Source organism: Bradyrhizobium sp. UFLA05-112, from assembly GCF_053572325.1.
In genome coordinates, this window is the sequence record NZ_JBANBK010000016.1 from 17,284 (window position 1) to 41,014 (window position 23,731).

Consider the following 23,731-nt stretch of genomic DNA (forward strand, 5'->3'; position numbering starts at 1 on the left):
CGCTATCAGCACCGGCAGTGGGCCTCTCCTGAAGATTTCCGGCTCGTCGGTCAGCGCCCAGGCCTACGGCACCTGGGCGCCAATCGCAGCCGAGAAGACGGCGAGCGGATACGATGTTGCGTGGAAGGACTCTGCGACGGGTCACTTCACGGCCTGGAGCACTGACAGCAACGGCAACTATACCGGCAATATCGTTCCCGAGGTGACCGGGACGAATGTGTCATTTGAGTCGCTTGAGACCACCTTTCAACAGGACCTCAACGGCGACGGCACGATCGGTATTCCTTCGGCGGGTGCCACGGCCGACGCGTCATCTGCGACGAATTTTCTCCTGCGACATGACGAAGCGTTTGTTTTCCGATCTGAGATCCAGCCCATTGGGCAGATCGAGGCTACTGGTCCTGCCAACATCGGATCGCCGGATCTTTCGAGCGGGCTTCGAAGCATCGGATTTCACTTCGAGACGCAAGCGTCCTCCTTTGATCATGGAATCTGGGCAAACCATCAGAGTGATCCGGCCGTGTCCCATTTTGATGGTTCAGGCCTATCTCATATGACCGACGTTCTGATGCGAAGCTTCCTCATCCACTAGGCTGACGCGTGCACACGTCGAGCCCCTTTGCGCCGCTGGACCGGACCCCTTGGTGAAGGTTCGTAATCTGGGGAGTGACGGTGGTGCGGGCTCACGCATCGTGCCGCCGCTCATGTTCACCAGCCGCGTCCATGCCGGGCGGAACCGGCCGTTTGCGCCGCCTCGTCCACGTGGTCGGCCAAGATCTTGCCCGGCCTGACCCAGCGACTGCTGCTCATTCGGCGTTCCTGCGCTTCTGGACCGGCGACGTGCTCGCGGCCTGGCAGATCTGGTCCCCGGCTCCACGGCATTGCCTAAGCTGCTCAACCGCCTTAAGACGCGCCTGCGAGGCCTATCAAGTCGCCCGAAAACGTGTGTTCCGTTGCCGCAATCGACTAGCGATCGAGGACGGCCAGGCATGGCCTAATGGTTGGAAATCGTGTGAGTAAAAGTCCGCCCGATCTGCTCGGAAATTCGGCTTGGAACGCAATTGCGTTCGTGGTGGCGGTGGCGCTCAATCTGGCCATCCTGCCGTTCGTCGTGCTCCGCCTTGGCCCAGCTTCTTTCGGCGTCGCGGGGCTGGTCACGGCCTCCATCGCGCCGGCGCTCGTGTTCAGCAATTCGCTGGCGATGTCGACGGCGCGCGAACTCGCGCAGCGATTGGCGCCGTCCGATCGCGACGAGGCGCGAAGGTTGTTTGCAACCGCCATGGCACTGGCAATCGGTGCGGGCACCCTGATTGCGGCGTTCTATGGCTTCGCCGGCGCGCCGCTCGCGCGCCTCGGATTCCATCTCAGCGGACCGGTCGCCGACGATCTCGAGCGCGCCTTCGCGTTGGCGAGCTTCGGCTGGCTGTGCCAATGTTTGTCGGCGATCCTTCTCACACTGTTCACCGCCCGCCAGGATTATCGGCGGATTGCGTCGATCAGTATCGTCAGTACGGTTACCGCGACCGCATCCATGCTGCTCCTCGTCCCATCCGCGCCGCATGCGTCGACATTTCTAGGCTGTCAGGCACTGGGCTTTGCGGCCAGCCTGCTCGCGACGCTCGGCTGGTCCCGGCAGGCGATCGGGAATTGGTTGGCGCGACCTGCGATTCATCGCGGTGCGCTGCGAAAGCTGGTCCGTCTCGGGGGCTGGCAATTGGTGGCCCAGGGCGGTGCATTATTTGCCGCGCAGGCAGACCGCTATCTCCTCGGCGCACTTCTGCAGCCGCAATTCGTGGGGTTCTATGGCGTCGCTCAGCGCCTCGAGGAGGCTGTCTACATCGGGGTCCTGAAAATCGGCGAAACCCTGTTTCCGTTCTTCAGCTCGCTGCACAAGGAGGCGGAAGACCGCAAGGTCGATCTGCTGCTCCGCTCGTCCTGGATCCTCAACGTACTGGCCGCGAGCGCGCTCGGCGGGCTCATTCCCGTCGCCGGACCGCTGCTGCACCTGTGGACGGGGGCCGAGGTCGCGGCCGAAGGCGAGAGGGTGCTCGTGGTGCTGTCGGTCGCCGGAATTTTGGGATCGAGCGCAAACGTCCTTGCATTTTATTTGCTGGCGCAGGGACGATCCCGCGCCAATGCGTTGATCGCGCTCTGCACCGGCGTCGTTACGCTGACGACCAGCCTGATCGCGCTGCCGCGTTTCGGCTGGCAAGCCGCGGGCTGGAGTGCCTGCGTCGGTATGATCGCGCAGATGATCACGACGGTGCTTGTGGTGCGCTCCAGTATCAAGATTGCCGGTATGTGGTCACGCGTGCTCCACTTCATGCTGATGCCGCTCGGTGTCGGAATTCTGGTGGCGCTGGTGCTTCGCCATGGGGTCGATCGCATCGCCTTCGAGTCCGCGCCGGCATGGTGGTATGTCGGCGGCGTGGCGTCACTATCGGCTGCGACCATCTTTGTCGCCGCGGTCGGCGCATCGCAGCTTGGTCCCTATCGCGCCGTCTGCTGGCGCGACCTTCGCGCCGTCGTCGGCCGTTTCATTCCGATCAAGGCGGTCTAGGGAATGTGCGGAATTGCCGGCATATTGGACTTTCGCGGCAATGCCGTCGCGCCGGCCGACATCAAGCGGTTGACGGAGCTGCTCGCGCATCGAGGGCCCTTCGGGGAGGGTATCTGGTCGAGCGCAGACGGAAGCCTCGCGTTCGGCCACCGTCGCTTGGCGATCATCGATCCCGGCCAGGGCGGTTATCAGCCGATGATGTCCGCCGATGGTCGCCACGTCATCGTCTACAACGGCGAGATCTACAATTTCCTCGAGTTGCGCCGCGAGCTCGAGGAACGGGGCGCCGCCTTCCGCAGCCGGTCCGACACCGAGGTCATCCTCGCGGCGTGGCAGGCCTGGCGCGAGGATATGCTGCTGCGTTTCAACGGCATGTGGGCGCTGGCGATCTTCGACACCATCAGCGGCGAGTTGTTTCTGGCGCGTGATCGCTTCGGCATCAAGCCGCTGTTGTATGCCCTGTCGCCCGAACGCTTCGTCTTCGCGTCCGAGCAGCGTGCGCTGGCGCGGAGCGGATTGATCGATGCGTCGATCGACACCGATGTGGCACCGCGCATGCTGCTCGATGCGTTCGGCGTCGAGGGTAGCGAGCGGACGCTGTTCCGCAACGTCCGCCGGCTCCAGGCCGGTCACTGCATGTGGCTGCGCCACGGCAAGGTGGACGTCCGGCGCTGGTGGCGGACCGTTGACCATCTGCCGGACATACCGCGCACCGAAGCCGGGCGCGTGGAGCGCTTTCGCGAGTTGTTCCAGGACGCGGTGGCCTTGCGGATGCGCAGCGATGTCCCGATCGGAACCTGCTTGTCCGGAGGCTTCGATTCCTCGGCGGTGATTTGTGCGATGGCGGCGCATGAGAGGGCCGGCATGGGGCCGCGCGACAGCACCGCATGGCGGCACGCCTTCGTGGCGACGTTCCCGGGCGCCGCGAACGACGAACGGCCGATGGCCGAGGTCGCGGCCGCCTGGGCCAGCGTCACGCCCACGTTCCTTGAAATCGGGCGCGGAGATGCGTTGACCGATATCGACCAGATCCTGGACGACAATGACGACGTCTATATCGGGCTGCCCAGCGCCGCGTGGCTGATCTACCGCGAGCTGAGACGCCACAACGTGACGGTGTCGCTGGATGGTCACGGCGCGGACGAGCTGATGGGCGCCTATTTGCAGGACGGACAAGTGGGCGCCTTCCGAATTCGCAATGCTGCGGCCGACCTTGCTTCCCGCTCGGCGCTGGCGCGGCGCGGCGTCGATCTCGTGCGGGCGTTGACGATCAGGGCCCGCGGACACTACTTCCTGCGCGGCGGTCTGTTGAACGTTCCTGCGGAGCTGCCGCTGGTCGCCGAAGACCACGAGCTGCCGCGCGAATGGGGCGCCTTGAATCGCCGGCTCTACCGCATGTTCCACAGCACGGTGCTGCCTACCATTCTGCGCAACTTCGATCGCCTTTCGATGGCGCACGGCATCGAGGTTCGCATGCCGTTCATGGACTGGCGCCTGGTGACCTATACGATGGCTCTGCCGGAATCGAGCAAGCTGTCGGACGGCTACACCAAGGCCGTCGCGCGACGGGCGATGGCCAACCTGATGCCGGAGCAGATCCGGACCGCGCGCCGCAAGGTCGGCTTCAATTCGCCGATGCCGGAGTGGCTCAACGGCCCGCTTGCCGGCTGGATCGCAGCCTTGCTCGAGCGCAAGGTGCCGGCATTCGCCGAGCTGGTCGATGAAGCCAGCCTGTCCGCGACGGTCGGCCGCTTGACCGCGGCCAAGGCGTGGGACTGGGAGGCGGCCGGCCGGATCTGGCCGTATCTCAATATGAAGTGGACGCTGGCAAGGTACGCTTAGACATGCGAGTTTTTCAGAATTGCGGTCTTACGACGTCCTACCTCGCGCGCCTGGATCGCCTGGCACCAGAAGGTCTGAGTTTTCAGGAACGGCGCAACGCGTTTCTCAACGATCGGTTTGGCGCGCTTCACTTTCTGCAACCTGTGCTCGACGGTGATACGAGTGCCTTTCTGACCTGCGCCAACGATAGTCGTCTACAAGGCCGGTGGGCACGCGAACATGGTATTCGTCAAGGAGCCGCACTGGAAGACATTCTGCTCGCGCAGATCGAGCACCACAGAACCGAAGTGCTTTACAACCTCGATCCAGTCGCGTTTCCGAGCACCTTCGTTCGCAGGCTGCCCGGTTGCGTGAGGAAGACGCTCTGTTGGCGCGCGGCGCCGTCGGGAAACGCAGACCTGACGGCCTATGGTGCTGTGCTCGGAAATTTCCCGTCGATTCTGCAGTCATGGCGCGACAAGGGGTGCCGGGCGGAATGGTTTTCTCCCGCGATCGATTCCGCTATGAGCGAGTACGTGCGGGATGAACGCCCCATCGATGTTCTGTTTGTGGGTGGCTACACACGGCATCATTCGGCGCGTGCAAGAACGCTGGAGAAGGTTGCTGCCCTCGCCGGAAGCCGACATATCGTCTATTGTCTTGACGCGTCGCGATTGACGAGGCTCGCGGAGAGCTCGATCGGCCATTTGCTGCCGCTCCAGAGGCATCGGCGCCCCAAGATGGTTGCAGGAATTGCCAGGCCGCCGGTCTTTGGAAGAGAGCTCTATGAATTGATCGGACGATCCAAGGTCGTCCTCAACGGGGCGATCGACATGGCAGGCGAAGATCGCGGCAACATGCGCTGTTTCGAAGCCATGGGGTGTGGTGCGCTGCTGGTGTCGGACGCTGGCAACTATCCCGAGGGAATGGTCGCCGACGAAACGATGCTGGTCTATCACGATGAGACGAGTTGTCTTGAACAGATCGAGCGAGCTATCACCGACTGGACAGATGTACGGCAAATAGCCACGAACGGACGAATTCGAGTCAATGATATCCACACCAAGGCGCGTCAGTGGGGCCTCTTTCAGGCGATCGTAGCGGGTCTCTAGCCATTTGACGCGCCGCGCCGAATGTCGTCCATTGGAGATCGAGCCAGATTTTTGGGATGTGTCCCGTGCACTTTCGGACCGAGGCGTCGGCGCCATACAAGAGGAAACGTTGATGCCCAGCCTTGCCGAGCTTGCGCGCCATTGTGCAAGGTTCATAGACGGGATTAATCTCCATTTGCTCGCCCAACGGCTCATCGGGCGTGCCACCTGCCGCTTGCAAGAGGGCGCTTTTCTGGCCCACTGCGCAAGGATCAGGAACGCGCTTGGCGACAGCGATCAGATCGTCATTGGTCGCTATTCGCATATCAGGGGCGAATTGATGGTGCTCGGTCACGGCGGCCGGATCTCGATTGGAGAATGGTGTTATGTGGGCGTGGGGACGCGGATTTGGTCGGGGGCGTCGATCGAAATTGGAAATCGCGTCCTGATCTCACATGCCGTGAACATATTCGACAATCTCTCGCATCCCATCAGGGCCGCCGAGCGGCACGAGCAGGCCAGGCAGATTTTTTCGACAGGCCACCCCAGGGCGGTATTTCTGGATGATCGTCCGATTAAGATCAGTGATGACGCCTGGATCGGCGCCGGCGCGATGGTCATGCGCGGCGTTACGATTGGGGAGGGCGGGATCGTAGCCGCAGGAGCGGTTGTGACCAAGGACGTTCCGGCCTACGCGATTGTTGCTGGAAACCCGGCAACCGTCGTCAGGGAGTTGTCTCCGGATGAGCGATGAGACAATCAGCAAGGCGTCAGATCGGCCGCCGATTCGGCCCGCGGAATGCAGCTAGTTGAGCACAAGATAGTTCGATGTCCATCTGGGTCACAGGCGCTAACGGGTTCATCGGCCGCCATCTCGTTCGTGAGCTGGCGCTGACCGGCAATGCCATTCATGGGGTCGGGCACGGTGCGCTCGACCCATCCGACGCGCGCCGGCTCGGCCTGCAGACCTGGATCAATGGCGAGGTCGATGCGGCCAATCTCAACATGCTTGCGGCTGCGCATGGGCTGCCCTCGCAGGTCTTTCACCTCGCGGGCGGTTCTTCCGTTGGGCTGTCGATCGAGCGGCCCTTCGAGGACTTTTCCCGAACCGTGACCAGCACGGCCCGCCTGCTGGAATGGCTGCGCGGTTTTGCGCCCCGGTGCCGGCTGATCGTGGCCTCGAGCGCGGCGGTCTATGGTGCGAACCATGCAGGTCCGATCTCCGAGGACGCGACCTTGACGCCGATGTCGCCCTATGGCGAGCACAAGCTGATGATGGAGCAGCTGTGCAGAAGCTACGCGCGCAGCTATGGGATCGGCTGTGCCGTCGTGCGCTTGTTCTCGGTCTACGGACCGAACCTGCGCAAGCAATTGCTTTGGGACATCTGCTCACGGTTGAGGGCTGGCGAGCCTGTGCTGACGCTCGGCGGCACGGGAGCCGAAATCCGGGACTGGACCGACGTGCGCGACGTCGTTCGATTGCTGGCGTGGATCGGACAAGGCCCGCAACCGGACGGCCTCTTCGTGGTCAATGGCGGCTCCGGGATGGGAGCGAGCGTGGCCGAAATTGCAGGTCACCTCGTCAAGAATTGGGGAAGCGGCACCGTCGTCCGCTATTCCGGCATCGCGCGACCGGGCGATCCTGCAAGCCTGCTCGCCGATCACCGACGTCTCGGCGAGATGAAATTCGATTGGCACACTCCGCTCGAGCGCGGTCTCGCCGACTACGTGGAATGGTTCAAGGGTCAGGATCGTGACTGAACAAGCGACGCTGCGGGTCGCTTTCACCAATATTCCCAGGCGTCTGTGGGCGGGGGGATATAATTATCAGCGTAATCTGTTCGAGGTCTTGAACCGGCATCGTCCCGGTGCGATCGCGCCGGTCCTGTTCGCAGGCGCAACGGATGATGACGACGAGATCGCTGCCTTCACGCGGATTCCGGGCGTTGAGGTGGTCCGCTCGCCGGTGTTCGATCGCGCCGGCGGCCATCTCTTCCGTGCACTCGCCTTCGGACTCGATACGCCCGCTTCCGCTTTGTTCCGCAATCGCAAGATCGACATGGTGTTCGAGTCCGCGCGGTTCTTCGGTTGGCGCTTGCCGTTTCCGGCGATCGCCTGGTTCCCCGATTTTCAGCACCGGCTGCTGCCGCATCTCTTCTCGCGCGCCGCATATTGGCGGCGCGATCTCGGTTTCCGGGTCCAGATCGCGTCGGGCCGGCACATCATGCTGAGCAGCACGAGCGCGCTTGGCGATCTCAGAAAATTCTATCCCGGCCTGCGAAACGGGGTCTCGGTGGTTCGCTTCGCCACCGAGCCGCCGCCAAGTCTGCTGGCAACGAACCCGCTCGATGTTCTCGCGCAACATGAGCTGCCCCGGCGATTCTTCTACTTGCCGAACCAGTTCTGGCGGCACAAGAACCATCAGCTCGTCGTAGATGCGCTCGATCTGCTCAAGCGACGCGGCTTCGATGCCGTCGTCGCTGCTTCCGGCAGCACCTACGATCCGCGCGAGCCCGAGTATTTCGATAGCGTCATGGCGCAGGTCAAATCGCGCGGTCTGGGCGCGAACTTTCGTCATCTCGGCATGATCCCGCTGGATCATGTCTATGCACTGCTGCGTTCGTCGACGGCACTCATCAATCCGTCGCGCTGCGAGGGGTGGAGCACGACGGTCGAGGAAGCCAAATCGTTCGGCGTCCCGATGCTTCTATCTGGCCTCGATGTTCACCGCGAACAGACCGGTGGCGCGGCGCGATATTTCAGCGTTGACGATCCCGAGGCGCTGGCCGGTCACATCCAGGATGTTGCCGGGACCGCGCCAGACATGGTCGTTCGGCAGCTGCAGCCGGATCTGGACGACCGGGTTCGCGCGTTCGTGGCGGATTTCGTCCAGCTTGTGACCGATGTGATGCGCGGCGCAGGAACAAGGTAACGGTCGGCTCGCGCAGGGAGGCCTGCCTTGTGCCTTGATTTGTCGCGTTGTTTGGATAGAAACAGGTGCGGGTTCACCGGAAAACGCGCGTTTTGGGGCTTTCAAGCCCTCCAGGGGCCTTCGCTCCGACGACGGCGGGGAAGTCTTGATGATCAGATTTGGCCTGCTCGGATGCGGGCGTATTGCCAGGCGGCATTCCGACCTGTTGGGCGGCAACCATATCGTGGGGGCGAAGCTCGTTGCCGTCTGCGATTCCGATCGAGCGCGCGCCGATGCGATCGCCGCCAAATTCGCCGTCGCCGCGTACGGTGACATCGATGAGTTCCTGTCGCGCGACGACATCGACGCCGTTGCCGTGCTCACGCCGAGCGGGCTGCACCCTCGGCACGCGATCGCATGCGCGCGTGCCGGCAAGCACGTCGTGGTCGAAAAACCCATGGCGCTGCGTCTCCAGGACGCCGATGACATGATCCGCGCCTGCGACGAGGCAGGTGTCAAGCTCTTCGTGGTCAAGCAAAACCGCTTTAACGTTCCGATCGTCAAGGCACGCGAGGCGCTCGATGCCGGCCGGTTCGGCAAGCTCGTGCTCGGCACCGTGCGCGTGCGCTGGTGCCGCGATCAGAGCTATTACGATCAGGACTCCTGGCGCGGTACCTGGGCGTATGATGGCGGCGTGCTCACCAACCAGGCCAGCCACCACATCGACATGCTGGAATGGTTTTTTGGCGACGTCGTCAGCGTCCATGCCCGCAGCACCACTGCGCTTGTGAAGATCGAGACTGAGGACACGGCGGTGGCGACGCTGAAGTTCCGCAATGGCGCTCTTGGTATCATTGAAGCAACCACCGCGGCGCGTCCAGCCGACCTTGAAGGCTCTCTGTCCATTCTTGGCGAAAGGGGGACCGTGGAGGTCGGAGGTTTCGCCATGAATCAGATCCGGCACTGGCGTTTCGAGAGCGAACTGCCGTCGGATAAGGAAGTGATCGAGAAATTCTCGGTCAACCCGCCGAACGTCTACGGCTTCGGCCACCAGGCTTATTATCAGCATGTCGTCGATTGCATCGTCGACCGTGGCGCCGCGCTGGTCGATGGGCTCCAGGGCCGCAAGAGCCTGGAGCTGATCTCGGCGCTCTACGAGTCGATCGAGACAGGGCAGGAGGTGTCGCTCCGCTTCATGCCGCGTCGCAGCCGCCTGGGTGTCGCCTCGTGAACCAGCCCGAGCTGCATTCAGTCGGTATCCGCGACGTCGCGTTCGGCGCCGGCGTGAAGGTCGTTGAGCCCTGCAACCTCTATGGCTGCGCGATCGGCGACGACTGCTTCATCGGGCCGTTCAACGAGATTCAGAAGGGAGTCGTCATTGGTGCTCGCACGCGTGTGCAATCGCACAGTTTCATTTGCGAGCTGGTCACGATCGGTGAGGATTGTTTCATCGGCCACGGCGTGATGTTCATCAACGATACTTTTGCGAGCGGCGGTCCGGCACGTGGCCGCAAGGAATTGTGGCGCGAAACCAGGATCGGCAATCGGGTGTCCATCGGCTCGAACGCGACGATCATGCCGGTGCAAATCGTCGACGACGTCGTGATCGGTGCGGGTGCGGTGGTCACCAAGGACATCACCGTCGCCGGCACGTACGCCGGCAATCCAGCGCGCCGGCTTCGGACGTAGAGGCTTGCATGGCGGTTCCTTTCGCTGATCTTCAGCTCCAGTATCAGACCATCAAAGGCGAAATCGACGCAGCGATCGCGGCCGTGATCCGCGACAACGCGTTCATCCGCGGGCCCTATGTCGAGAGGTTCGAGCGGGAGTTCGCCAAGGTTGCGGCCGCCGAGCATTGCGTCTCGTGTGCCAACGGGACGGATGCGCTGTACCTCGCGATGAGCGCGCTGAAGGTGAAGCCAGGCGACGAGGTGATCACGACGGCGCATTCCTGGATTTCGACCTCCGCGATGATCACGCATGCCGGGGCAACCGTGAAGTTCTGCGACACCGATGGGGCGACCTTCACGATCGACCCGGCAGCAATCGAGGCGGCGATCACGTCCCGCACCGTCGGCATCATTCCGGTGCACCTTTACGGGCAGGCCGCCGACATGGACGCGATCATGGCGATCGCGAAGAAGCATGGATTGTGGGTGATCGAGGATTGCGCGCAGGCGCATCTGGCAAGCTACAAAGGCCGGATGGTCGGAACTTTCGGCGACGCAGCGACCTATTCGTTCTATCCCGGCAAGAATCTCGGTGCGATGGGCGATGCCGGTGCGGTCGTCACCAACAATGCGGCGCTCGCCGAGCATATCGCGATGCTCGCCCGCCACGGCGGAATCGTGAAGCACCAGCACCAGATCGAGGGGATCAACAGCCGGCTGGATGGCATGCAGGCGGCGATCCTGTCGGCCAAGCTGCCGCATCTGGCTGATTGGACGCGGGCGCGCCAGGAGGCCGCGAAGTTCTATGATGCCGCGCTGAACCAGATCGAGGGCATGCACGTCCCTCAAATGGCGCCAGGGCGAAGCCACGTCTATCACCTCTATACCATCAGGCACGCCAAGCGCGATCAGCTGGCCGCCCATCTGAACGCCAGGGGAATCCAGACCGCCATCAACTATCCGACGGCGCTGCCGCTGCTTCCGGCCTACCGGCGTTTCGAGCACAGTCCGGCGCAGTTTCCGAATGCCTATGCCGACCAGCAGAGCATCCTGTCGTTACCGATGTTCGCGGAAATCACCCCTTCGCAGCTGGAAGAGGTGGTGCGTGCGGTGCGCGAGTTCTCGGCCTGACAATTTTCGGCCAGGCGCCATTTACGACCTGTCTTCGAAAAACCTCCGCGGCGCCACGTACCAGAGGAGGAACAGGAACATCATGCCGTGCGAGAGCAGGGCGACCGTGAGCGGGACGTTGAGCAGAACCTGCGGCAGCGCGCTGGCGGAGACGACGATGAAGCGGGATGGCAGGCCGGCGGAGACGCGGTTGCCGAACGCAAACACCAGGCCCGATATCAGCGCCGTCAGTGGTGCGAAATAGGGGCCGACCGAAGCGATTCCCTCGGTTGCAAACAGGGACGCATTGAGATTTCCGAAGCCGTAGGTGTTCTGCATCACGACCGACAGCGGGTCCTGATACGGGCAATGCGTCACCGTCTTCAGAAGCGAGATGTGACAGAACCAGGTGAGGGGGTGATAGGAAAAGAAATCGTTGTAGATGTCCAGCGCGCTCGATGCCGTTGCCATCATGCGGATGTTCACGACGTCGAAGTACTTGCCGACGGGATGGTCAATTGCCGCATTGGTGATCGCGATTGCGACAAGCCCGACCGCCATGGGAATGAGCAGCGACAGAATGACGGATGTCCGCGCCGCAAACAGTCGCGTGAGGATCGTGAGCGCGATCAGCCAGGCCGGCGCGAAAAAGGCAAATTTGGTCAGCGTTATCGGGTAAAGCAAAAGCAGCAGGACAAGTACAGCGGCGACGCGCCAGTAGCAGCCACGCATCCAGTAGCAGGTGAAGGCGAACGGCAGGAGCGTGCTGGACGTCATGCCGATCAGGTAGCGGACCGGGCCCGGAAACTGGATCTCGTCGCGATAGTCGTAGATGTGGGCGATCGACACCAGCCTGAAATTGTAGGTCGACGCTACCGCAATGACCGCCACACACAGCGCCAGGATCAAGTTCAAGAGGCGCTCGAAATTCGCGTCTGACAGGACGACGATCTGCCTGATCGGCGACCTGATGAACAGGACCGGGATCAGGAACAGCACCAGCGAGAGCGCGGCCGATATTCCGGCGGTCCTGTGGTCGTAATTGTATTTCGAGAACGTGTCGATCCACAGGAAGCCGAGGATCATGGTGTAGAGATAGAAGCCGACGAAATAGCCGAAGCTGAATCGGGCGACCACGAAGAGCAGCGACACCGTCGAAAAGGCGAGCGCGATTGACGCTGCGATCCACAGCCGCTCTTCGCTGAACAAAATGTAAGACTGATAGTTGGCGACCTTGATCAGCGACAGGCAGGTGACGGCGCCGTGAAGGAGCACGAGCAAGGCGAACCCGTGCCGCGACTCAAGTCGGGATCGCAGACCGACGACGGTGTCGTAAAGGGAAGCCATCGTGGACAATGGGGAATGTCGCGTGTCCGATCAGGCCAGTTCGAGCGTGTGCTTGAAATAGGCGATGGTCTCCTTCAAACCATCCTCGAGCGCGACCTTCGGCTGCCAATCCAAAAGTGCCTTTGCCTTGGTCAGGTCGGGCTGGCGCTGTCGCGGGTCGTCCTGCGGCAGCGGCTTGAAGATCAGCTGTGAGCGCGAGCCCGTGAGCTTGATGACCTTCTCGGCGAGCTCACGGATGGTGAACTCCGAATTGTTGCCGAGGTTGATCGGCCCGGTCACGGCCTCTTCAGTCACCATCAAACGGGTGATGGCTTCGACGAGATCGTCGACATAGCAGAACGAGCGGGTCTGCCCGCCATCGCCGAACACGGTGATCGGCTCGCCCCCGAGCGCCTGGACGATGAACGACGACACCACGCGTCCGTCGTTCGGCTGCATGCGCGGGCCGTAGGTGTTGAAGATGCGCGCGACCTTGATCGGCAGGCCGTGCTGGCGCCAATAGTCGAAGAACAGCGTCTCGGCGCAGCGCTTGCCTTCGTCGTAGCAGGAGCGGATTCCGATCGGGTTGACGTTACCCCAGTAGTCCTCGGTCTGTGGATGGATCAGGGGGTCGCCATAGACCTCGCTGGTGGAGGCCTGGAAGATCCGCGCCTTGAGCCGCTTGGCGAGCCCCAGCATGTTGATGGCGCCGTGCACGGAGGTCTTGGTGGTCTGCACGGGGTCGCGCTGGTAGTGGATCGGGGAGGCCGGGCAGGCCAGGTTGAAGATGGCGTCGACCTCGATATAGAGCGGGAAGGTGACGTCGTGCCTGACCGCCTCGAACAGCGGGTTGGCGATCAAATGGGCGATGTTGCGCCGGCTGCCGGTGAAATAATTGTCCACCGAGACCACCTCGGCGCCCGTCTTGAGTAGCCGCTCGCAGAGATGCGATCCGATGAATCCGGCGCCCCCGGTCACGAGGATGCGGCTGTTTTTGTAGCTTTGAAACGGCATGATCGGTTCCAGATTTGTTCGCGCGGAGTGGCCGGCTGAGTGGTATCGGCAACGGCCGGGCTCGCCAATAGCGAAGTGCTTTTGAGAACTTAAGGTATTATAATACCCCTACTTTGCATGGGGTTGTTTTCAACATTTTTGGGGGCGGGCGACTAGAACTCCCGGCGCTTCAGCCACGCACGCGCACCCCAATGGGCGAAGCACCAGGCCGATTTGAGCAAGGGCAGATGCTCGACATTCCGATAGATCTGCCAGACCCATTTGGCGGAGCGGACGGGACGGCTGGAGACCGAGGCGCCCCTGACGCGATAGCGTGCCAGATCCTCATTGAGGCCGAAGGCGGAGTGGCCGGGCCTCAGGATCGAGAGCCACAGGCAGAAATCGTCGTAACCCTCGTTCTTCATGGCGACGGGGCCTGCGATCTCGCGGTCCACCAATGCCGTCAATGTCGCAATCGAGGTGTTCTTGAGCAGTTGCTCATAGGTGAGCGAGGCCGGCACCTCGATCAGGCGGCCGGTGGTCGTATTGCTCTCGTCGATGCGGCGGAAGGCGGTGTAGCTGAGCGCGGCACGCTTTTCGCGAGCAAAGGCCAGCTGCCGCTCGAGCTTGTTCGGCAGCCACAGATCGTCACTGTCGAGGAAGGCGAGATAGCGGCCCTGCGCGTGGTCGATCGAAGCTTGGCGCGCCAGCGCCGGGCCGCCGTTCTTCGCCTGGCGGATCAGCTTGACACGCGGATCGCGTGCGGAGATCGCCTCGATCAGTTCGGGTGTCTTGTCGGTCGAGCAGTCGTCGGCGATCAGGAGTTCCCAATCGGCAAAGGTCTGGGCCTGGACCGATGCGATCGTTTCCTCGATGAAGCGCTCGACGTTCCAGGAGGGCGTGATAATCGAAACGAGCGGCATGGGCCCTGATTCCGTTCAAGTCGCACTGACGGGCTCGGTGATCGCGGCGCGCAGGGACGCCGCGAACGTGTCGAGCAGTCTTGGATCGCTGATATAGAGTTCGCCCGGAAACGACCGCCGCCAGGCCGCTTCGAGATAGGGCGCGACCTTGGCCGGATCGAACGGGCCGGCGCGCAAGGCCTCACGCAGCCGCGCGGGCACGTCAGCGAGGCGATCAACCGCGTAGACCAGCGGGCAGGAACGGTAGAAGGCATCGCCCATCACCACAACCGGCTTACCGAGCAGGAGCGCCTCGGCGCCCGACTTGCTGTTGACGGAGATGACGGCATCGGAGCGGTTCAGCACCGTGTAATTATTGGTTTGCGGCGGCAGCAGGACGAAGTTGTCGAACCGGCGCGCCAACTCGAACAGGCGTTCGGCCGAGATCGCGCCGATCTGGGCCGGATGCTCCTTCACCACCAGCAGATGCGAGTCCGGGATGGTTCGCAAAAGGAAATCGACGGTCGCGACCTGGTCCAGATAGTCGGGCGAGCGCAGCGTCAGTGCCATGTCGGCGGGAACGTGGAAGGGATAGTAGACGAAAGACGTTTCCGGTATCGGCTTGTAGAGCTTGCGCAATCGCGTCGCATTGAGTGCCATCGCCGCGTGCACGCGGGCGTGGCGCAGATTGTGTCCGAACTCCTGATGCTTGCCGAGTGCGAACTGGTCCCAGAGCTTCTCAGTGAGGCGCTGCGCATTGCGCAGGTTCGCGACCTTCTTGAAGGCCGCCGAATAGTGATGCTGGTCTTTCTTTGGGATGACGATCGCACGCTGTTTCAGCGTATCGTCGAGATAGACCTGGACCTCGGATGACACGGTGTCAGAGGGCTTCGCCATCACGTCGGGCGCGGCGAGGCTGTCGGGCGTGAAATACATGCGGCCGCGAAAGAACGACGGCTCGATGAACCAGTTGCGGATGCCGCGGCGCTTCGCAGCGTAGAAGCTCGCGATGACGGAAAGAAAACCGCCGAGCTCCTGCACCAGCTCGGTGCGACGGCCTTGCGCGTTCAGCCGGTCGAGCACGGCCTCCATCGCGTTGGCGTAGATCATGAACCGGCGGCGCAGCGCCGCAGTGTCGCGAATGCCGAAGGTGAAGCGCTCGTGGCTGAACAGGAAGTTAGTGCCGTCAAGTCCGTAAAGAGCAACGCGTGCGTCAAAGGCCGCCCCGTCTTCGGGCGCAGGCCCGACCTTGAGGCCCTCGCGAAACATGTTGGTGACCGGCACGCCTTCCGCTTCCGACATCTCGGCGCTGCGATCGTCGAAGGCGAGCAGCGCGACGTCATGTCCTGCAGCGCGCAGCCGCTGCGCCACCGGAATCCAGAACCGGGTCTGGTATTCAGCGAGCGTCGTGATCAGGATGGTTTTGGAAGAGCTCATGCTTCGGTAGAGTTGCCTGGTTGCGGCTTCCGCATATAGAACCCAATGCAATAGCTCAAGCGCCGATTCGGGCTGTTCCAGCTCCGAATTGTGCTGGCCAACAGTCCTCCTGGGCTAACATGGCTCCCATGAACGATATGCAGCGGGTCATCATTCGCGTCGACGCCTCGGTCCAGATGGGGATGGGCCACTTGACGCGGTGTCTAACGCTGGCAAACGTGCTCGCCGAAGGCGGCACAAAGTCCTGCTTTCTCATGCGTGGCCACGCCGCCTCGCTCGTCGCGTTGGTCGAAAGCAATGGGCATGCGGTGCGGCTTCTGCCCGACCCGCCGGCGAGCAATCGGATGATCTCCAATTCCGTACGCTCGTATGCGCACTGGTTGCCGACGACGTGGCAGCATGACGCGGAACAGACGTTTGAGGCCATGGACGAGATCGGCCCGGTCGACTGGCTCATCGTCGATCACTACGCCCTTGATGCCGATTGGGAGAGCGCATGCCGGCGAAAGGGTGTGCGAATTCTCGCGATCGACGATCTCGCCGACCGCCTGCATGACTGCGACATCCTGCTCGATCAGAACCTCGTTGCACAGATGGATACGCGCTATCGGGATCGCGTATCCACAGCCTGCGTCCAATTGCTCGGTCCGCGCTACGCCTTGCTTCGTCCGGAGTTTGCCGCACAGCGTCGGTTGCTGGTTGCGCGCAACGGCGAGGTCGGCCGCATCCTGGTCTGCTTTGGCGGTTCCGATCCGACCAACGAGACGTCGAAGGCGCTGGAGGCGATCGCGGGCCTTGTCGAATCGCGACTTGCTATGGATGTCGTCATCGGCTCGAGCAACCCGCACGCCGATTCGGTTGCGCAGCTTTGCGGGAAGCTGCCAGGTGCAGACCTGTACCGGGGTGCGGACAACGTCGCCGAGCTCATGCGGCGGGCGGATCTTTCGATTGGGGCAGGCGGTGTCATGAGCTGGGAGCGCTGCTGCCTGGGCTTGCCGGTGGTCGCGGTCGATATCGCCGCAAACCAGATCGGTGGGCTCGTCGCGTTGGAAAAGGCGGGGGCGGCGATTTATCTCGGGCCGGCCGCTTCGGTCACAGGACACCGCCTTGGCGGCGCCATTCGCGCGCTGCTGGACGATCCGGCCCGGACAAGGGCCTTGGGCGAGGCTGCCCTGGCGCTGGTGGATGGACAAGGCAGCCACAGGGTGGCGGCCAGCATGCGGTCGGAGGCCCCCGGGTAGGCCGCCTTACTTCTGTGCCCGGAATTGGCTACTCGGCTGGTGCGGGGCACCCGCATGCGCGAAAAGAGGCGGAGTTCCCTTGCTGGCTTGAGGTCTTTTTGTGCTAAAGGCTCCGCGTTCCTCAGGATACGCCGGGGGAAGGGCAAACTGTGCAGTTTCCGGATGTCGGATCGCTTCCGAATACGATCAGCAACGATGAGTGATGCTCAGCTCCTCTACGAGTGGAGGAACAACGATTCGACGCGCCGGATGTCCAAGTCGAGAGAGCTGGTAGGTTGGGACGATCATGTTGCGTGGCTCGATAGACGGCTGAGGCTGGACCAGCCCAACCTCTTCGTTTTTGAGATGGGCGGAGAGCCGGTCGCTACGTTCAGGATAGACGACCAGGACGTGTCCTACACAGTCGCCCCTGACCGTCGAGGCCAGGGAATTGCGGGGATCATGTTGAGCGAGGTCCGATCGCGATTCGGTCGCCTGCGCGCCCAAATCTATGCCCGCAACGCCGCGTCCATCAGGGTTGCACAAAAGGCCGATCTAGAGGTCATGATACTGGATGACGAACGGGATTTGACAGGACAAGGATCGATCGATGACTGAGGGCATAACAATTGCGGGCCGCTCGATCGGGCAGGCACATCGACCGTTCGTCATCGCGGAGATGTCCGGCAATCACAATCAGTCTCTGGAGCGGGCGCTGGCGATCGTCGATGCAGCGGCCCAGTCCGGGGCTCACGCGCTCAAGCTGCAGACCTATACGGCGGATACGATGACGCTCGACCTCGCGCGAGACGAGTTCTTCATCGATGATCCCGGCAGCCTCTGGAAGGGCCGGTCGCTGCACAACCTCTATCAGGAGGCCTATACGCCCTGGGAGTGGCATGCCCCCATATTCGAGCGGGCCCGGTCGTTGGGCATGATTCCGTTCTCGACGCCATTCGATGCCACCGCCGTTGATTTTCTCGAGAGCCTCGACGTTCCCTGCTACAAGATTGCGTCCTTCGAAAACACCGATCTGCCGCTTATTCGCAAGGTTGCGGCGACCGGCAAGCCCATGATCGTCTCCACGGGCATGGCGACCGTGGCCGACATCGACGAGACGGTGCGGGCGGCGAGGGAGGCCGGCTGCAGGCAACTCGTCTTGCTGAAATGCACAAGCACCTACCCTGCGACGCCATCTGACACGAATCTCCTGACGATCCCCCACATGCGCGCGCTGTTCGGTTGCGAGGTCGGACTGTCGGATCATACGTTCGGGATCGGAGCCTCCGTGGCAAGCGTCGCGTTGGGCGCGACCGTGATCGAGAAGCACTTCACGCTGGCGCGCGCCGATGGCGGCGTGGATTCGACCTTCTCCATGGAGCCGCCCGAAATGGCGGCGCTGGTGATAGAGACGGAGCGGGCGTGGATGGCGCTGGGACAAGTGCACTACGGCTTGACCGAGAAGGAGCGCAGATCGTCGGTCTTCCGGCGCTCGCTTTACGTGGCTGAGGATCTGGCGGCCGGCGACGTCCTTACCGAAAGCAATTTGCGCATCGTCCGGCCTGGTCTCGGCCTGTCGCCGAAATATTTCGAGACCCTCATTGGCAAGCGTGTCGGACGGGACGTCCGCCGCGGAACCCCCATGAGCTGGGACCTGTTGTCCTCCGCAGACGATGCTGCCTCCGCACCGCAGGATACAGCGAGGAGCGCCCGTGGCTGACCGGCCGCATATCTGCCTGATCGTCGACAACCCGCTTCGTGACCTCGAAGGGTTGGTGCTCCTGGGCCGGCAACTGGCAACGCGCGGCGCGCGCGTCACGCTGGTGCCCATGTACGAGCAGGGATTCGACGTTCCGGCCCTGCGGCCGGATCTCGTGCTGGTGAACTACACCCGTCCCAACAATGCCGACCTGATCAAGTCTTACAAGCGTGCCGGAATCCTGGTTGGCGTCCTGGATACGGAGGGAATTGGCGGCAAGGATGCGGACCAGTTCGCGAGCATGGTGAAGAGCGCGGGCTGCCCCGATCTTGTGGATCTCTATTGCGTTTGGGGCGAGGCGCAGCGCGCCGCATTTCTCCGGCAGGCCGCCGTTCCCGATACGTTGCTGTTTGCTACGGGGTGTCCCCGGTATGACTTCTGCGCACCGCCTTGGCGTTCTGCGCTTTCGAAGCCATCGGTTGCGCCTGGCTACGTGCTGATCAACACCAATTTCCCTGTCGTCAATCCGCGCTTCTCCAACAACTCCTCGGACGAGGAGCAATCGATGGTGCAGGCCGGTTTCTCACGTGAGTTTGCCCGTCAGTTCATCATCGATGCCCGCGAGGCCTATCGGCAGGCGCTTGAAACTTCGATCGAGCTGGCGCGCATATTTGCGGATCAGCGATTTGTCCTTCGGCCGCATCCGTTCGAGAACATCCATGCCTACGACGCGTTCGCCGAGTTACCGAACGCAGACGTCATTCAGAGTGGGACATCGCTAGAATGGATCAGTGGGGCGCGCCTGCTCATTCATCAGAATTGTTCGACTGCGATCGAAGCGACCATGCTGCGCGTCGAGCCACTCAGCATGGAATGGTTCAATACGCCGGCACTGCGGCTTGACGCCGCAACCATGGTGAGCCGGCCGGCCGCGTCCAGCGCCGAGCTTGCCGATCTGGTTCGCGGGGCGCTGAACGGCGGGCTACAGCCACCCGCTGCTCATACGGTTGAATTTCGGAGCAAGATCATCAGGGATCTCTTCACTTCCGTGGATGGCGTGAGCTCAGGGCGCGTCTCCGACGCAGTCTTGCAAACGATCGCCAATGCTCGGGGAAAGGGCAACGGATCGAGAGGACTGACTCCGCGCCCGTCGGCGAGGGGGATGGCGGCCGGCGCGATCCGGGGCGCGCTGGGCTATCGGCTCAGCGCAGCCGTTCGGCGCAGTTATGGCAGCAAGGACGAGCAGCGCCGGCGCCTCGGCAAGACGTTTTCGTCTGAGCTCGTAAATACCATTTTGCTGCGCCTCGATTCAGCTTCAGGCGATGCTCGGCGGTTTGTCGCACAGGTCGCCACGGTAAAATCGACAAGGGCGAGGATGATGAGCGGTGCAAGCCTCGAACTTGCTCCAGTGAGCTGATCTGTGCTGCGACGGTTCCTGCACAATACGGCCATTTCGGCCGTCGCTTACGCCCTTGCCGGTGTGCTGGGCCTGTTCGCGGTCGGGTTGATCGTGAAGTCGTACGGGGTGACGATCCTGGGACTGACGGTCTTGCTCCGCGGCTTTCTGCCAATCGGCTTCCTGGCGATGATCGATTTTGGGGTATCCGAAACAACCACCCAAATGGTGGCTAGAGGGCGAATTGGCGACTGGAAAGTTGCGAGTGAAAAATTCACGATTGTCACCCTGATTGCGGGCACAACCGGGATTGCTTCGGCGGTTGTCCTCTGGTTCGTCGCGGACGGGCTTGCCGTTCTCTTCAGGGTTGCGCCTGAGCATCTTGGGGGATTCGTCATGGCCCTCAAGCTGACCTCGATCGTGGTGCCCGTGGCCTTCGTTGGCCTCGTCGCGGAGGGAGCGCTGAAGGGATTTGAGCAATATGCCTGGCTGCGGCTGACCGAGGTCGGGGGGAGCATTCTCTATGTTGCCTCGATCTATGTCTGCGTCTGGCAACATGCTCCCTACGAATGGCTCGTCTATTCGTTCCTGGCAACGGTTCTGGCCAAATACATCATACTCGCGGTCGCGACATATCTGCTCACGCGCGACGTCGGCCTCCGATTTTCCTGGTGGAGCCGCTCGAGCCGTGATGACGTTCTGTACCGGAGCTGGCTTATGTTCAACAGCCGGATCGCCGCTGCGGCGCAGCAGACGCTGATGCCTCTCGCGGTCGGGGCGCTCTATGGTCCTGTCGGAGTAGGTACGTTCGACGTGCTCACCCGGCTACCCCGATTTCTCAAGACAACGATGAGCCCGCTGTATTCAGCCATCCTTCCCATTGCCGCTCACATCGAGGAGCGGACCGATGTTCGTCGGGGCCAAATGCTGGCGCGCAATGGCCTTGTGCTTCCGGCCGCGATCATCATCCCCGTCTTGGTCGTGGTTGCCCTGTTCTCGCGGGACATATTGCGGCTATGGATCGGTGCCCAGTACTCGGATGAGTGGCTCTGGCTTGCGATCTCTTTGGCCGTGCCCGCCACCACCGTGATGCTGGGGCCCGGGCAAACGGCGTTGATGGTAAGGTCCGACTTTCTCCGCATCAGCACCCGATTGTTGTACTTCCAGGTCGTAACGCAGTACGTCATCACCGGCGTCTTGCTTCTGTTGTTGCGCGAGCGGGCTTTCGTGCTCGGATGGGCAGTATCCTACGTGGTATTTGCCCCCATTCTTGCGCATCTCCAACTGACCTTCATGGAGTTGTCTCCGGCATTGTTCTGGGAACAGGTCGCTCGGCAGATAGTGGTAGCACTCATGCTGTGTATCCTGGTGCTCAGCTCCAAGATGTACTGGCATCCTGATACGTTGACTGCTCTTGTGGTTGTCGGATCGCTGGGTTGTATTGCCGCGTGGACGTTGAGTGCCGCGTTGATCCTCTCGCCGACCGACCGCGCGATGTTCGGCCGGTTCGCACGGACAGTAACGCAGCGGTAGATCGAGAACTGTGCGTGCTAGGTTCCCGCAGCTTCGGGTTGCTACAGCCGGACGCCTTTGCTAAGAGCGGGCAGCGCACCAGGATGGGCGGCTGCGGACTGGCATTCAATTGGGTAGCAAAATGGGATTTGTTTCCAGAGCGCTTTGGCATGTGAATCGATCGCCTCTCCGCTGGGCTGTAAAGACAGGCGTCAATACCTGGCACCTCAGCGACAAGCGCGACCGGCGACGGCGGGCTGAGCTTCTGCAACCAACCGCGGTAGAAAAATCCAAGGCCGACGCGCTGAACCGCGACGGCTATGCCGTCGTCACCGAGGTCATAGACCCCGCAATTCAGCAGAAGTTCGAGGAGACTGGTCGGGCGAAGCTGGCCAATGTCGATGTTGCAGAGGGCAAGCAGACTTCGACTTGGAAGAAGTTCTGGGTGCGGCTACTTGATGCGGAGATGGAGAACGGCAAACTTAGTGCCGACAACATCTTTGTTCAGTACGCGCTGCAAAAGTCCGTCATCAATATTGTTGCAGCGGCGTTGGGTGAGATCCCCTGGCTCGACTACGTACTATTGTCCTACTCCCGCTACACCGAAGACGCGCTTGCGTCATCGCAGTTGTGGCACCGGGACCACGATGACGTAAGGGTCATTAAGCTGTTCGTCTACCTCACGGACGTCAACGAGGATGCCGATGGTCCGTTCACCTTCCTGCCCCGGCAGGCTACGGAAAAGTTCGGATACCCGCTCCGTGAAAGCCACTTTTCGGATGAGCGAGTGTTCGCGAAGGTGTTGCGCAGCGACGTGAAGGTGATGAAGGCTCCAAGGCTTTGCGCGTTCATGGTCGAGACGACCAGATGCCTGCATATGGGAAGCCGGATGGGGCCGGGGCACGGGCGCCTACTTTACACGGCGACGTTCTTGTCCTTCCCACGGATGTTCCCCGGCACCAAGCAGCGGCCTTTCCTGGCGACGCCCAACACCACAGAGCTGCAAAAGCTCGTGATGGGTCTTTGAGCCACGTCGGCGTCAGGTTTCGGAAGGAAGTTCGGTGACAGCAAAGCCCGCCACGAAGCCGGTATCCTGGCTAGACCTATCGGCGGCGTACGCGATCGACACCGCGCGCAGCCTCAATAGGATCCTATTCAAGAACATCAAGCGTACACACGACGTCGTCGATTCCGAATACAATGTCGGGCAGTGGGGGCGAGTCCTCGCCGAAAAAGCTTGGTTGCGAGAGAGAACGGCGGAAGATTTTCTGGTCGGCCACAACCACACCGAGCGCCTTGCCAAAGTCGACGGCGGCATTGTTAGACTCTCGACCAGCGACTACTATCGGTACCGCCTTGGAGCGCTAGCCGAACTGGTATCTCGGCACGCCAGCGACGCGGTTTCACTGGTCGAACTCGGTGCCGGATTTGGATACAACCTATTCTGTCTTAGCCGTGACCCACACTGGGTCAAGTTGCGGGGGCTCGACATCGCACCCAATGCGATTGAGGCCGGTCGGCAGATTGCAAGTCATTTCAAGGTCGCCGATCGCGTCAGCTTCGATCGCATAGATCTGACCAATGCAGAGGATCCGCATTTCGCCGAACTCCACGACGAAACGCTTTTGACCTATTTCTGCATCGAGCAGATTCCCTACGCCGTGGATGCCGTTCTCGAGAACATCATTCGGGCGCGACCGCGCCGGGTCATCAACATCGAGCCGGCGACGAGTATGCTGAACCGCCTCGATCCGCGCGATATTGCGAGCCGAGTGTACATCCGTTCGATGGATTATCAGACTCGTCTGTTCGGATTACTCGATGAGTTGGATGCGAAGGGCCGCATTCGCGTCATTGCGCGAGAGCGGATGAATTTTGCGCCGACACTGCACAACGATGGACTTCTCTACGTTTGGGAGCCGCTCGAAAACCTCGTTGGCGCGCGCTAAATGTCCGGCTGCTGGCGCCTTCTCCGAGCGCAGAAGCCGGCCGCAATCCGGTTGATTTTGGCCGACCTACTGCGTAAAGCTCGGCCGGTGAACCACGGTGTGCTCGGCGCTGAAGCCCCGATGGGGAGTGAGAG

The 23,731-nt window shown here is 61.9% G+C and carries 20 protein-coding genes and 1 pseudogene; 17 read left to right on the forward strand and 4 right to left on the reverse strand.

From position 1 onward, the window contains the following. The 10 genes and pseudogenes from SO180_RS12000 to SO180_RS12045 form a co-directional block, all read left to right on the forward strand. Window positions 1-592 (forward strand): annotated as a pseudogene (locus SO180_RS12000) (hypothetical protein); the annotation flags it as partial. Window positions 593-1,012: 420 nt separating this feature from the next. After that, window positions 1,013-2,560, forward strand: a complete 1,548-nt coding sequence (locus SO180_RS12005) for a lipopolysaccharide biosynthesis protein (RefSeq protein WP_449379027.1) — start codon at window positions 1,013-1,015, stop codon at window positions 2,558-2,560. A gap of 3 nt (window positions 2,561-2,563) precedes the next feature. Next, window positions 2,564-4,402: an asparagine synthase (glutamine-hydrolyzing) gene (asnB, locus tag SO180_RS12010; protein WP_449379028.1), complete on the forward strand. Its 1,839-nt coding sequence runs from the start codon at window positions 2,564-2,566 to the stop codon at window positions 4,400-4,402. A 2-nt stretch (window positions 4,403-4,404) separates the two neighbouring features. Beyond that, window positions 4,405-5,493 carry a glycosyltransferase family protein gene (locus SO180_RS12015; protein WP_449379029.1) on the forward strand — a complete coding sequence of 363 codons (1,089 nt, stop codon included), beginning with the start codon at window positions 4,405-4,407 and terminating at the stop codon, window positions 5,491-5,493. A gap of 112 nt (window positions 5,494-5,605) precedes the next feature. Continuing rightward, window positions 5,606-6,226: an acyltransferase gene (locus SO180_RS12020; RefSeq protein WP_449379030.1), complete on the forward strand. Its 621-nt coding sequence runs from the start codon at window positions 5,606-5,608 to the stop codon at window positions 6,224-6,226. Window positions 6,227-6,300: 74 nt separating this feature from the next. Continuing rightward, window positions 6,301-7,233 carry an NAD-dependent epimerase/dehydratase family protein gene (locus SO180_RS12025; protein ID WP_449379031.1) on the forward strand — a complete coding sequence of 311 codons (933 nt, stop codon included), beginning with the start codon at window positions 6,301-6,303 and terminating at the stop codon, window positions 7,231-7,233. Next, window positions 7,226-8,404 carry a glycosyltransferase family 4 protein gene (locus SO180_RS12030; protein WP_449379032.1) on the forward strand — a complete coding sequence of 393 codons (1,179 nt, stop codon included), beginning with the start codon at window positions 7,226-7,228 and terminating at the stop codon, window positions 8,402-8,404. The genes SO180_RS12025 and SO180_RS12030 overlap by 8 nt, the downstream gene beginning before the upstream one ends. A 148-nt stretch (window positions 8,405-8,552) precedes the next feature. Beyond that, window positions 8,553-9,614, forward strand: coding sequence for a Gfo/Idh/MocA family protein (locus SO180_RS12035; protein WP_449379033.1), 1,062 nt, complete (start codon window positions 8,553-8,555; stop codon window positions 9,612-9,614). Continuing rightward, window positions 9,611-10,072, forward strand: a complete 462-nt coding sequence (locus tag SO180_RS12040; protein WP_449379034.1) for an acyltransferase — start codon at window positions 9,611-9,613, stop codon at window positions 10,070-10,072. The genes SO180_RS12035 and SO180_RS12040 overlap by 4 nt, the downstream gene beginning before the upstream one ends. Before the next feature lie 8 nt (window positions 10,073-10,080). Further along, on the forward strand, window positions 10,081-11,184 hold the full coding sequence (locus SO180_RS12045; protein WP_449379035.1) for a DegT/DnrJ/EryC1/StrS family aminotransferase: 1,104 nt from the start codon (window positions 10,081-10,083) through the stop codon (window positions 11,182-11,184). Between the two features lie 21 nt (window positions 11,185-11,205). Here the strand turns inward: SO180_RS12045 and SO180_RS12050 are convergent, their stop codons facing one another. From SO180_RS12050 to SO180_RS12065, 4 genes are all read right to left on the reverse strand, one after another. Next, on the reverse strand, window positions 11,206-12,438 hold the full coding sequence (locus SO180_RS12050) for a hypothetical protein (protein ID WP_449379112.1): 1,233 nt from the start codon (window positions 12,436-12,438) through the stop codon (window positions 11,206-11,208). 102 nt (window positions 12,439-12,540) lie between these two features. Next, window positions 12,541-13,503 (reverse strand): UDP-glucuronic acid decarboxylase family protein, encoded by a 963-nt coding sequence (locus SO180_RS12055; protein ID WP_449379036.1) that lies wholly within the window; start codon window positions 13,501-13,503, stop codon window positions 12,541-12,543. Between the two features lie 152 nt (window positions 13,504-13,655). After that, entirely contained in the window at window positions 13,656-14,405 is a 750-nt protein-coding gene (locus tag SO180_RS12060; RefSeq protein ID WP_449379037.1) for a glycosyltransferase family 2 protein, read from the reverse strand. Between the two features lie 15 nt (window positions 14,406-14,420). Further along, entirely contained in the window at window positions 14,421-15,821 is a 1,401-nt protein-coding gene (locus SO180_RS12065) for a capsular polysaccharide export protein, LipB/KpsS family (RefSeq protein ID WP_449379038.1), read from the reverse strand. A 128-nt stretch (window positions 15,822-15,949) separates the two neighbouring features. Between SO180_RS12065 and pseG the strand changes: the two genes are divergently transcribed. From pseG to SO180_RS12100, 7 genes are all read left to right on the forward strand, one after another. Continuing rightward, window positions 15,950-17,062: a UDP-2,4-diacetamido-2,4,6-trideoxy-beta-L-altropyranose hydrolase gene (gene pseG / locus SO180_RS12070; RefSeq protein ID WP_449379039.1), complete on the forward strand. Its 1,113-nt coding sequence runs from the start codon at window positions 15,950-15,952 to the stop codon at window positions 17,060-17,062. A 162-nt stretch (window positions 17,063-17,224) separates the two neighbouring features. Beyond that, window positions 17,225-17,659 carry a GNAT family N-acetyltransferase gene (locus SO180_RS12075; protein WP_449379040.1) on the forward strand — a complete coding sequence of 145 codons (435 nt, stop codon included), beginning with the start codon at window positions 17,225-17,227 and terminating at the stop codon, window positions 17,657-17,659. Beyond that, window positions 17,652-18,761, forward strand: coding sequence for a pseudaminic acid synthase (gene pseI, locus SO180_RS12080; RefSeq protein ID WP_449379041.1), 1,110 nt, complete (start codon window positions 17,652-17,654; stop codon window positions 18,759-18,761). The genes SO180_RS12075 and pseI overlap by 8 nt, the downstream gene beginning before the upstream one ends. After that, entirely contained in the window at window positions 18,754-20,157 is a 1,404-nt protein-coding gene (locus SO180_RS12085; protein ID WP_449379042.1) for a surface carbohydrate biosynthesis protein, read from the forward strand. Before pseI ends, SO180_RS12085 begins: the two co-directional genes overlap by 8 nt. A gap of 3 nt (window positions 20,158-20,160) precedes the next feature. Beyond that, complete coding sequence (locus tag SO180_RS12090) at window positions 20,161-21,669, forward strand: lipopolysaccharide biosynthesis protein (protein ID WP_449379043.1); 1,509 nt, start codon at window positions 20,161-20,163, stop codon at window positions 21,667-21,669. Window positions 21,670-21,790: 121 nt separating this feature from the next. Next, entirely contained in the window at window positions 21,791-22,675 is an 885-nt protein-coding gene (locus SO180_RS12095) for a 2OG-Fe(II) oxygenase family protein (RefSeq protein WP_449379044.1), read from the forward strand. A 34-nt stretch (window positions 22,676-22,709) separates the two neighbouring features. Further along, window positions 22,710-23,597 carry a class I SAM-dependent methyltransferase gene (locus tag SO180_RS12100; protein ID WP_449379045.1) on the forward strand — a complete coding sequence of 296 codons (888 nt, stop codon included), beginning with the start codon at window positions 22,710-22,712 and terminating at the stop codon, window positions 23,595-23,597. Window positions 23,598-23,731 lie beyond the last annotated feature (134 nt).

Excerpts from the sequence above, each read along its gene's own strand:
- asnB (WP_449379028.1), top strand. The coding sequence starts at position 2,564 with ATGTGCGGAATTGCCGGCATATTGGACTTTCGCGGCAATGCCGTCGCG.
- SO180_RS12015 (WP_449379029.1), top strand. The coding sequence starts at position 4,405 with ATGCGAGTTTTTCAGAATTGCGGTCTTACGACGTCCTACCTCGCGCGC.
- SO180_RS12020 (WP_449379030.1), top strand. The coding sequence starts at position 5,606 with ATGCCCAGCCTTGCCGAGCTTGCGCGCCATTGTGCAAGGTTCATAGAC.
- SO180_RS12025 (WP_449379031.1), top strand. The coding sequence starts at position 6,301 with ATGTCCATCTGGGTCACAGGCGCTAACGGGTTCATCGGCCGCCATCTC.
- SO180_RS12035 (WP_449379033.1), top strand. The coding sequence starts at position 8,553 with ATGATCAGATTTGGCCTGCTCGGATGCGGGCGTATTGCCAGGCGGCAT.
- SO180_RS12045 (WP_449379035.1), top strand. The coding sequence starts at position 10,081 with ATGGCGGTTCCTTTCGCTGATCTTCAGCTCCAGTATCAGACCATCAAA.
- SO180_RS12055 (WP_449379036.1), bottom strand. The coding sequence starts at position 13,503 with ATGCCGTTTCAAAGCTACAAAAACAGCCGCATCCTCGTGACCGGGGGC.
- SO180_RS12060 (WP_449379037.1), bottom strand. The coding sequence starts at position 14,405 with ATGCCGCTCGTTTCGATTATCACGCCCTCCTGGAACGTCGAGCGCTTC.
- SO180_RS12065 (WP_449379038.1), bottom strand. The coding sequence starts at position 15,821 with ATGAGCTCTTCCAAAACCATCCTGATCACGACGCTCGCTGAATACCAG.
- pseG (WP_449379039.1), top strand. The coding sequence starts at position 15,950 with ATGAACGATATGCAGCGGGTCATCATTCGCGTCGACGCCTCGGTCCAG.
- SO180_RS12075 (WP_449379040.1), top strand. The coding sequence starts at position 17,225 with ATGTCGGATCGCTTCCGAATACGATCAGCAACGATGAGTGATGCTCAG.
- pseI (WP_449379041.1), top strand. The coding sequence starts at position 17,652 with ATGACTGAGGGCATAACAATTGCGGGCCGCTCGATCGGGCAGGCACAT.
- SO180_RS12095 (WP_449379044.1), top strand. The coding sequence starts at position 21,791 with ATGGGATTTGTTTCCAGAGCGCTTTGGCATGTGAATCGATCGCCTCTC.